Source organism: Bradyrhizobium sp. UFLA05-112 (genome assembly GCF_053572325.1).
Genome location: NZ_JBANBK010000156.1, coordinates 1 through 9,659 on the forward strand (window position 1 = coordinate 1; position 9,659 = coordinate 9,659).

Annotated in this window: 13 protein-coding genes; 9 read left to right on the forward strand and 4 right to left on the reverse strand. The window is 57.2% G+C overall.

Annotated elements, in window-relative coordinates:
• Window positions 1–330 precede the first annotated feature (330 nt).
• Window positions 331–576, forward strand: a complete 246-nt coding sequence (locus tag SO180_RS41270; protein ID WP_449384505.1) for a hypothetical protein — start codon at window positions 331–333, stop codon at window positions 574–576.
• 103 nt (window positions 577–679) lie between these two features.
• Here SO180_RS41270 and SO180_RS41275 read toward each other — a convergent pair whose 3' ends face one another.
• The 3 genes from SO180_RS41275 to SO180_RS41285 all read right to left on the reverse strand — a co-directional run bounded on the left by SO180_RS41275 (window position 680) and on the right by SO180_RS41285 (window position 2,707).
• Entirely contained in the window at window positions 680–1,153 is a 474-nt protein-coding gene (locus tag SO180_RS41275; protein ID WP_449384506.1) for a PH domain-containing protein, read from the reverse strand.
• 528 nt (window positions 1,154–1,681) lie between these two features.
• A complete protein-coding gene (locus SO180_RS41280; protein WP_449384507.1) occupies window positions 1,682–1,924 on the reverse strand; it encodes a hypothetical protein in 243 nt (80 codons plus the stop codon).
• 171 nt (window positions 1,925–2,095) lie between these two features.
• The gene (locus SO180_RS41285) at window positions 2,096–2,707 is read right to left on the reverse strand and encodes a hypothetical protein (protein ID WP_449384508.1); all 612 of its coding nucleotides are present in this window, start codon (window positions 2,705–2,707) and stop codon (window positions 2,096–2,098) included.
• Window positions 2,708–3,202: 495 nt separating this feature from the next.
• On the opposite strand from SO180_RS41285, the gene SO180_RS41290 reads away from it, so the two are divergent.
• The 7 genes from SO180_RS41290 (at window position 3,203) to SO180_RS41320 (ending at window position 7,472) form a co-directional block, all read left to right on the forward strand.
• Window positions 3,203–3,373, forward strand: coding sequence for a hypothetical protein (locus SO180_RS41290; RefSeq protein WP_449384509.1), 171 nt, complete (start codon window positions 3,203–3,205; stop codon window positions 3,371–3,373).
• A gap of 209 nt (window positions 3,374–3,582) precedes the next feature.
• A complete protein-coding gene (locus tag SO180_RS41295; RefSeq protein WP_449384510.1) occupies window positions 3,583–3,891 on the forward strand; it encodes a hypothetical protein in 309 nt (102 codons plus the stop codon).
• Window positions 3,892–4,492: 601 nt separating this feature from the next.
• A complete protein-coding gene (locus SO180_RS41300; protein ID WP_449384511.1) occupies window positions 4,493–5,542 on the forward strand; it encodes an acyltransferase family protein in 1,050 nt (349 codons plus the stop codon).
• 164 nt (window positions 5,543–5,706) lie between these two features.
• Entirely contained in the window at window positions 5,707–5,994 is a 288-nt protein-coding gene (locus SO180_RS41305; protein ID WP_449384512.1) for a hypothetical protein, read from the forward strand.
• A 687-nt stretch (window positions 5,995–6,681) separates the two neighbouring features.
• A complete protein-coding gene (locus SO180_RS41310; RefSeq protein WP_449384513.1) occupies window positions 6,682–6,957 on the forward strand; it encodes a ribbon-helix-helix domain-containing protein in 276 nt (91 codons plus the stop codon).
• A gap of 85 nt (window positions 6,958–7,042) precedes the next feature.
• Window positions 7,043–7,249, forward strand: coding sequence for a DUF6894 family protein (locus tag SO180_RS41315; protein WP_449384514.1), 207 nt, complete (start codon window positions 7,043–7,045; stop codon window positions 7,247–7,249).
• Window positions 7,250–7,259: 10 nt separating this feature from the next.
• Window positions 7,260–7,472, forward strand: coding sequence for a hypothetical protein (locus SO180_RS41320; RefSeq protein ID WP_449384515.1), 213 nt, complete (start codon window positions 7,260–7,262; stop codon window positions 7,470–7,472).
• A gap of 71 nt (window positions 7,473–7,543) precedes the next feature.
• Here SO180_RS41320 and SO180_RS41325 read toward each other — a convergent pair whose 3' ends face one another.
• Window positions 7,544–8,452, reverse strand: coding sequence for a hypothetical protein (locus SO180_RS41325; RefSeq protein WP_449384516.1), 909 nt, complete (start codon window positions 8,450–8,452; stop codon window positions 7,544–7,546).
• Between the two features lie 163 nt (window positions 8,453–8,615).
• Between SO180_RS41325 and SO180_RS41330 the strand changes: the two genes are divergently transcribed.
• Window positions 8,616–9,359, forward strand: coding sequence for a hypothetical protein (locus SO180_RS41330; RefSeq protein WP_449384517.1), 744 nt, complete (start codon window positions 8,616–8,618; stop codon window positions 9,357–9,359).
• Window positions 9,360–9,659: the final 300 nt, after the last annotated feature.

Sequence of the window (9,659 nt, forward strand, 5' to 3'; positions counted from 1 at the left end):
GAGTATGCCTGTCCATAAGGACAGTTCTCAACACAACGGTCCACCTGACAAGGCGGCCCCCAGCGGAGGATTACGACCTGCTCGCCGAGAAGCCCGCGCACCGGCCGGTCACCGCCCGACCAAAATCACCTTCGGCGAGATGCGCGAGATGGGCGTGCGCGGCATCCTGGTCTATTGTGCCGACTACCGTTGCAGCCACTCGATAGCCCTGGAAGTGCGACTATCCGACATCGAGTCGCGTTTCGTCTGCCAGGCCTGCGGCCGCCGCGGTGCAGATGTCCGGCCGGACTTCAATTGGAATAGGCCTCCGACTCCGGCTATGGGATATCGATGAAGCTCACCGCCGAACGTCCCTTTGCCAACCCGGAAATCGCAGCTCGCAAGCTCATCGAGCTCGCCGCCGGCATCGAAGCCGTGCAGGACGGCCGTATCCATATCGAGAGGATCAACGCGCCGTTTCTGTACGCGCTGAAAGCCAGCGGGACCGAGTTTGGCGCCGGGATCAAATTTGCAGTCGAACACGGCTGGCTCGAGTTGCACGAGTCTGGGACCTACGTCCGGCTCTTGAAGACATGACCGCCGTTTGGCGCGCGATCCAAAAGGTGCTGCGACAAACCTTGCTGCACGAACGAAGCGGCAGGCTGTATGGGCTTGCTTTAGGATAAGCGGGCTCCGAGACTTATCGTTCGTTAGGATCACCGAATGCCGCATTTCGCAGCTTGATGGGAGCAGAGACATCGCGCATCGGCTGAGCGCCGATCCCAGTGCCGCGAACGATCACGGTCCCAAAGTTAAGGATACGACCGAGCACGCTTTGCTTCACGTCGAGACCTTCGATGCGGTTGAAATTGATTTCGATTGTATTCCGTCCGATCATGCCGCGCTTGAAAACGATGCGGCGACTAGTCACTGCAATTTCCGTGGTGGTCCAATCGATCAGCGCCCTAACAAGAGATACTAAGCCGAAGAGGCCCAGGATAAAGAACACAAGCGTGGCTAAAGGGGTCGCGCCGACCTTGTTGGGGTTCATTTCGCTTGCGGCAAAGCCGGAGATCAGTAGTGCGATGAGTGGAGCAGCGAGTACGATCCAGTGCAAGCCCGTCTCGTATACGACTTCTTCGTGCGGTCCGAGCACGCGATCAATGTATTTCATGTGACCCCCAGCGCCTTACATTTCATCTAGAAGCCGCTGTTTTCCGATAAGTGTCAACCATCGCGGGAGTGATGTCACTCGGATAGCAGAGCGGCGCCGCTCCGCCCGGCCGCGAGTAGGCGCTTCTCGCTCCGCATGATCTGCCATTTCGCATCAGATCATCCGGACAGGCGCAGGGCTTCCCACTTGCGTGATATTGATCGCGACTGGCTTGTATGAGGATCGCGGCGATTGCCGCTGCCGTCAGAACCGCCTGCGCCTTTTTCTTGACCTCAGGAGGTGGAGGCTCGGCCGCTTTCGTATTGGATGTTGATGAAGGTGCGGGGACTGCGGGTGGTTTAGTCGCCGGAGGCTCCAGCACTGGATCAACTAGTGCGATGGGCCTTGTAGCGCTGGGTGCGGCTATGACGGCGAGCGGCTTCGGCTCACTCGATGGCGCCTCACGTCGGCCCATCGAGTAGGCTACCAAAGCCGTGATGCCTAGAAGTAGGACGACAGATCCGCCCCGCATTGGCTCCCTTAGCTTAGTCAGTATCGCGGCGTGCGCGTTCCAAACGTTCCATTGTTCGGATTATAGTTGCCGGACGTGCCGTAGTTGTCCCGCTGAGAGCTGTTCGGATTTGTCGCCGTATACGGTTGCACGTATGTGCCATTGCTGCGGGTATAGCCGGATACGCTATGGCTTTGAGGGTTTGATCCCGTCCCATAGTTCTGCGCACACGCGGCTGTGGCAATCGTTGTGAGAACACCTGCCAAGATCATCGCTTTCATTCTTATTCTCCCCTGTTGAAAATGAAATTCTTGTTGGGACCATTAGGCTCCGGCTGGTCCCTGAGCGATATCGACAACGTGTCGGTCCGCGCCAACCATTATGACAATAGTGTACGTCTTTGGTCCTCCGCCCTCGGCGGCAACAGGTGGGGCAAGATGTAACTGACCACCCTACCACTCGCCGGGCATCAACGTGTTGTCCTTGATCACGGACTGTTCAAGCACCGCCATGTTGCGCTGACCGGTCTCCACCGTAGCAGCGACCATGGCTTCGTTCTGTGCCGAGGCATTGCCTTGCGCGATGGCAGCCGCGGTCGGACTGTAGAATGTGCCTGTGCGGCCGCCAGGAGTTGTGTAGTGACCGTAACCGGCCTGAGAAGCGCTGTACGCATTCCCGGCCGCGGCCAGACCTGTGAGGACCGCCGCTGCCACTTGTCGGTTTTTTTCCTCCTGGACTAGCATTTCATAGGTGACGACCTGCATGCCGTAGTCAGAGCCAGCGACGTGCTGCGTCGCCTCGACTTGGGCGACACGGAAGTCAGTTGGTGCTTTGCTCAGGTTGTTAATTGCGACGACGAAGACAGGGCGTCCGTTCGCATGGACTTGCCGCGAAGCTGGACGGACCAGAACAAGCGAACTCTTTTGGCGAGACACAAGGGCAGCTTGCCCATCTCGCATTAGTGCCTGCTGTTGTGGATTGGATGGCCGAAACTGTACCGTCTCGGCATTTGTTACACAGCCGCCCAACGTGACGCACAGCGCCACGATGCCCCAATTGCGCATCGCGTCCTCCCAGCCCTCCCGGGATAAAACCGCAACCAGCGAGCGAGATCAATAGAAACCACCTGCAGATCAGCGCTAGACCTTAGTTGTGCGCAGGCAAATGAGTTCCTAGGAGGCAACCCGCCACGTTAGGGACCAGAAACGCCGCAGGACAGGCGCCAAGGTCGAGGGCAGAAGGAGCTGGGCCGAGCGCAAGCTCGAGATGGTCCAAGCGGCGAAGCGCCTTCAGAAGCCAATCTTTCCCTGCGCGAGATCGCGGGCGAGCTTGCAAGCTTGGGTCAAGTTAACGCGGTTGCTAAGCTTTGCCACCCCTCCCCAAGGAGGTTGGCCCCCGATTCGCGCTCGCTGAGGGGAATTAGCTACAAACTGGCGGCTTTCGATTTGTTTGACAATCAACCGACCAGGCGCGAAGCTTGCCCTCATAAAACGATTGGACGCATTGATCTATCTTAGTTGCCGCCACGATTAGATTTTTTCATTCATACTGGAGGCCCCGTGACCGACGAGAGACTCGCCCGTCTGCGCGCCCACGATAAGAACATCAGCCGATATCGACGGCTGCTTAAAACCAATCTGTCAGATCTTGAGCGCCAATTTTTGGAACAGCGCCTGTGCGAGGAAAAGTCGGCCGTCGAGAGCCTGGCCCATCGCGGGCCCCAGAATTAACCTGCCCCGTCAAGCTTAATTCCGAAATCGAAGTGTGCGCGTCAGTGCGGCCGGCTAGGCTGTCACATGAGGAAACGCAATTTAAGAACGCAATCCAGACTGCAAATTACGAACGCCGAGCTCGCGGCCAAATATGCCGAGATCCTCTCTCTGCGAGAGCGTCTCAAGAGCGCGCTCGCGAAGCGCAAAAAGCGGAAGCGGCTACACTCTTGAACGGTGGAGACGTACGAACGGACTGGGGCTGGAGGCGGCCTTTCGATGAATCGATCGCGTTGCCAGACGGGAGAAAGCTGGTCACGCTGCTCGACGCTGGCGAACACATCGCGGCGTTACCCAAGGCCGTGCACGATGCGCCGGAATGGGCGGCCGCTATGGAAGCGTTGCTGCTTGTCGTCGAGCGTGGCGGGCCGACAATGTTCGCCCGGATCGGCATCATGCGGGCCGTGAACCGGGACAAGCCAAACCCAGATCTTCAGCCGAAATGCAAGCCAGCCAAGAAATACAGGGTTCTCAGATGAACCGCATCGGCCGCCGCACCATCTACGCCATGCTGGTTATCGTTGTGCTCTTGATCGTCTGGCAGTTTTTTGCATCGTTTCTGAAATAGACGCTGCCCAGCGTGAACCGCGGCTCACTGCCGAACGGGCCTTCGCCAACCCCAACCCCGAAGCCGCCGCCCGCAAGCTCGTCGAGCTCGGGGGCGGCATCGCTGGAACTCTCATCACTCCCCTTCGTTAGGAAGACGAGAGTCGCGCAAAACGGAGGAAGATGGTGATTATTCGTGCTGCACTACTGGCGCTGGCTATCCTAGGACCGATTTCGGCCGCAAGCGCTGAAGACGCCTCAGTCCAACAAATCCAATTTCGCGGTCGTCCGGATGGTGCATGTCCGCGCGGCTACGATTTCAACTTTTCGAACGGGCGTTGCTACCGGAACGACTACCATGCGCCGGGCGCTTACAATCGGTCGGAACCCGACTATGGCTACTACCGACATCGCAGATATGGCGATCAAAGGTATGGGTACGCACCAGGGTTTTATGATCGCTAGGGATTGAACGCCACGATTCCCGTTCGTACGGCGTCACGTCGGCCGGCGGCCCCAACCTGGGGGCGACCTATGGAACCGAATACAAGACTTCCCGGTATCCAAGCCGGCCGCGCCGTCGCTGCGTTGGCGGTTTTTTATTTCCACTCGCCCATCTGCCTCACCTACTTTGACCAGCAGCCGCTGCACACGATCTCATGGCTCGCCGCCAATGGCGCGGAAGGCGTTGAACTCTTCTTCTGCATTAGCGGTTTCATCGTCTGCTATATTGCAGAGCGATCGGATTTCGCTCCTGGCGGCTTCTTATTGAAGCGCTTATTCCGCATCTATCCACTCAATGTGCTGGTTACGGCCATCATGATGTGGATTGTGCTGAAGTGGGGGATTCCAATTGCCGATCCCTTCAATCTACGCGATGCGACCGACTCTATTTTGATAATTCCTCAACGCAAGCCGATCAACTCCGTTGGTTGGACGCTTGAGTTTGAGATCATGTTTTATTTCTTGTCGGCGATCCTAATCCCGATCGGTGGCCGACGCTTGTTACTGCTTTACTGCGTTGTTTCCGGTTTTGCCGGATGGTTATTGGAGCCCAGCGTTTCAGTGATAGCCCGCTTGGTAAACACTCACTATCTTGATTTTGGTTCAGGGATTCTTGCTTATTTCGCTTTCGAGAAGCTTCTGAATTTGTCCAAGGATATCCGGCCTTGGCTTCTATCGTTCCTTTGCATCGCCGCCGGTGTTTTGTTTTTCAACTACGGCCCGGCGCTAACACCTTTCTATCTTCAGGTTTCTTGCCTGATGGCAGTCGCCGGTCTGGCTATTCTGCCATGGGCACCCGCGTGGATCGTCAAATTGGGTGACATCTCTTACGGGATATATCTTATCCACTGGCCGGTTCTCGGCCTGATGGGCTCAGCCGCGTTCCGGTTACTTCCGAATCCTGAACTAGGCGAGCTATGGAGATGGCAGACTTTTCTCGGTGTCTGCCTCCTCGCTCAACTGTCATGGACTTATCTTGAACGGCCCATCAATCGATGGGCGCACCGCAAACGGGCAGCATCACATAGTCGACCATCCCACGACATTGCCCGTGGTCAGGGTACCGCCATTGTTCAGTGAATTGGTGCACCCGTTTGGCTGGATCGCGCCAACAACAATCAATCCAACGAGCTGCCAGGGCCCTGCAGTGACACCCGGGCTTTACGACATCTGTTGTAAGAACAGCCCCCCGGTGTTGAGAACCACCATCACGCCACCCACTCAATACACCCTTAGTTGAGGAGATGAACCGCGAGGCTTGGGACCGCCTGTTCGACGATCCGATCAAGGTGGACAGCCGCAAGTTCATCACGCTGCGTGATGCAGGCGAGTACATCGCCGAACTGCCCAAGGCCGTGCACGATGCCCCGGAGTGGCAAGCCGCAATGGAAGCGCTGATCCTGGTGGCCGAGAATGGCGGCCCGACCATGCTCGCCCGTATCGGCATCATGCGAGCACTTAACCGCAGCAGGCCAAACCTGAAGGTCAAGCCGCGACGCAAGCCTGCGAAGAAATACAGGGTTGTCCAATGATCGAAGCGAGATCCGGGAAATGGAGGCAAATCCAAACCGGATCTCGCCGCCGCCGATACCCTGGGAGGAATCGACAACGATGAAGGACTTGCACGGCAGGCTGACACCAGCCTGACGAGGCCCGCCATTGAGATAGGTCAAAATGCCTCAGGGCCCGCCAGCATGAATCGGCCGCGGGATGAGCAGGGACCGAAACCCCGCGCCACTCAATGCTTCGGATCAAACCGAGCTATCCGGCGCGGCCCCTCCCAAAGCTCCACGGGACGGCTCTCAACTAGCTGCTGAGCCCGCTGCCTTGCATCTTCTTAGGTGGCACAGGACGATAGTCTGGACAATGTTGCCCTCGAATGTCAGGACGAATATTCGATACTCTTTGGCCGACTTACCATCTTTTCCCGGAGGGATGTCAGTTCAGCTTCCCGCGAAGCTTCCTGATGATCTCTCGCAGATCCTCCAGATACTCCTCGATGATACGTCGAGCCTCCTCAGTGCGCGAAGGCTTCGGCGCATCCTTATCGCTGTAGGGGTTGTCAGACGGTCTCATCAGGCAAATCTTTGCCAGCCCCCGGGCGGACCTTTGAGATAGATCAAAATCCCCAGAGGGGACCACTGAGAGAATCTTACTTTGCCGTTCTTCTCGGTATATTAGGCGCCGCGTTGCGCACCATCGATTGCGAGGAATAGCCGATGAAATCCCCGGTCGTGAAACGATCTATCGTCGTCGCCAGCCACAAGACCAGCGTCAGCCTGGAGGAGGCCTTCTGGACCGCCATGAAGGAGATTTCCAGCCTGCGTAACATGACGCTGTCGGAGCTGGTTGGTGACATCGACCGCAACCGCCAGCAAGGCAACCTATCGTCCGCGATACGCCTGTTCGTGCTCGATTACTTCAAGAGCCGCGTTGCGGCGCCCCAGCTTCAGCAGAAAGTGCTGGCCCCGCAGCCATCCAGCAGTAGGGCGTGAGGCATTGAAGGGGGAAACCAGCGCCTCTTGGTGGTCTAGGAACACTGAAGGCTTGCCAGCGTTGGACCGCGCTGGAGACGTTGCTGTGATCCGCTACTTTTTCGACATCAGGGACGGAGCCGAACTTTACCCGGACGAAGAAGGTCTAGAACTGACGAATGAAAGGGCCGCTGAGCTGGAGGCCGCAAATACGTTGGCTGCCATGTTGAAGGAGGCGCCTGGTATGAGCGATCAGCAGGACATGGCTATCGAGGTCCGCTCGGAAGTTGGTTTTTTTGGCTATATTTCCTGAGAAATTTTCCATGGCCACCAAGAACTGCTTGATCGTCCGAGCCGTCGGAAGCCAACTCGATCAGCTGCGCGGAGAGGCATCGCGCATTTCACGACAAGATAAAATCGACTGGTGGGTTGAGCGCGGCAACCTTGGGACGCGGTTTTGCTTTGAAACTGCTGAAGCCAAACAAGCGTTCGCTTCAATCTGCGAAAACCTCGACATTGCTTGCACAGAAGCTTAGCGAGAAACAGGCTCGCCAGCGTGAACCGGCGCGCACCCCGTGATTCCTAATGGGCAGACGCTTCGGCGCGTCTATCCAAGCCCCACTTTCCAACGAGTGAATGCGACAGCATCTACCCTTGTGAGTTTCCCACCCTCCGTGAGTGGCGAATCGAGGTCGCAGTCATATTCGGGATTGCCGACCGCGCGCCGATGCTTGGAGATGAAATCCACGATGCGGCTCGGCACCTGCTCTCTGCTGATTGATCGCAGCAGCAACGCCTCAATCACATCTTGGGCGATATCCAGCCGCATGTCGTACGGAAATTTCCAGCCGACCAGCGAAAGTATCCATTCGTAGTCGCCAGGTCTCAGCTCGAACGGGGGAATTTCTGGTCGCGGCTCGGTGAGGCTGAAAAAAGCCGCGTTCGCTGGCACGATCTGGAAGCGCATTAACTGCCTCCTCGAAAGAGGATTACGAGCGTTCGCGATGATGATACGATCCAACTCCGGATTGGCGATGCGCCGGTGCTTAAGAGTTAGGAAACTGCATATCTTGGGGCGTTGAAGCGTCCCTCGTGTAATCGCTTCGATGATGATACCGGCCTTTGCCGCCTTGATCACCTCTTGCTCTTGTTGAGGCGTCATTTCGGGGCCCCACGTTCCGCGCAATCGATGGCAAGCCTTGCAGTACCGATAGAACTTTCCGTCCTTCGAATCTCGCTTATAGGCTAGGTTGTTGCCAGCCAGTAGGTGACCGCGGTTGCAGTGGGTTAGCTTGCTACATTTTCTCTTCTGGGCTACGTCCGCGTTCTGTTTCAGAAGCGCGGCCGCTTTGCGGCCCCACTCAGGAAATTCCCGACAATGGGCTTCAAACCCCTCCCTCGTCCCCAATCCACGGACACGCTTGCCGTCCGGGGTGCCTTTCCCGCTAGTTACTGCCCTCATCGTATAGCCCATCCGCAAACGGGCCATGAACTGGTCCGGATCTTTCAAACCCATTGGCCCCTCCACTAAACGCAGACATGCGCTGGCGAAGGCGGCTCCTGAGTCGCGGCAGGTCAATGGTTCAACCATGACGATCCACGGCTAACATGTTGGCTCGCCCCTTGCGCTCGCCCTGCGGTTGCGGGCAAGTTGCCGGTGAAACAGAGCTGGGGATACGATGGCTTGGCTTCGGGCGCGGCTGGATCGGCGACGGCGGCGCCGCGACAACTGGAAAGAATTTGAAGCGGTAGGCGTCGATCAGCTTCGGCGCCGGGTAGAAAACAGCATCTACACAGACGAGGAAAAGCTTACCGACGCGCGCGACTGGCTGCACCGGAGGGAAACGCGCTACCAGCGTTTTGCGGTGTGTATCAGCGCAGCCTCTGTTTTAACGGCGATCACCGCTCTGTGGGTGTCGTACAACAGCGCTCGCAACGCTGTGCGCGCCGACAGAGCTTGGGTCGGTCCCGTGTCGATGCGCCTGAGTGAAAAGCCCGCGGTCGGGAAGCCCCTACAGTTCTTCCTCGAATACCAAAACACCGGGCGCCAGCCCGCCCAGGATGTTTTTTACGACCCTGACAGTTATTCGTTCAACAGAGACTTGGCCGCCGATCGCGCCGAGCGCGCAAAGAGACACGTCGAGGATTGCAAGCAAAGGCAGCCGAACGGGAGCCAGTTGACGATTTTCCCGGGCAGGCAGACCTTCACGCCATATCAGATCAAGAAAAGCAGCACCCTCATAACCAAATCGGTGACGAACGGAACGGACTTAATTCTGATCGCTGGCTGTTTCGTATACCGCACTCTGGATGAGGTCCATCGAACCGCATTCTGCTTCGAGTACGATGCTACAAATCCCCAAGTGGATGACGACGGCAGGCCCATCATGGATTTCTGCCTTAACGGCAATTACGCCGACTAGTGGCCGGTCTGCTATTGCGCACGCCTCCATGTTGCTGAACAATATCCTGCAATGGGGGGCCATCCAAAATGATTATTCGACGTGGGGCGGATTCGATCGCGTTTATGTTGCTCTTGATCGCAGGATTCTCGAGCCATAGCGAAGCTGCCGAGGTCAAAGTTGGGATTGGCAAGTCCGGCCAAGCAACTATTTGGATCACTGGAGAAATTATTTCCGGCGACGCCTGCGTATTCCAGGGATGGTGATCAGTGATTCCAGACGATGGTGATCACGGATTCCAGTGATCGTGATCAGGTTCGG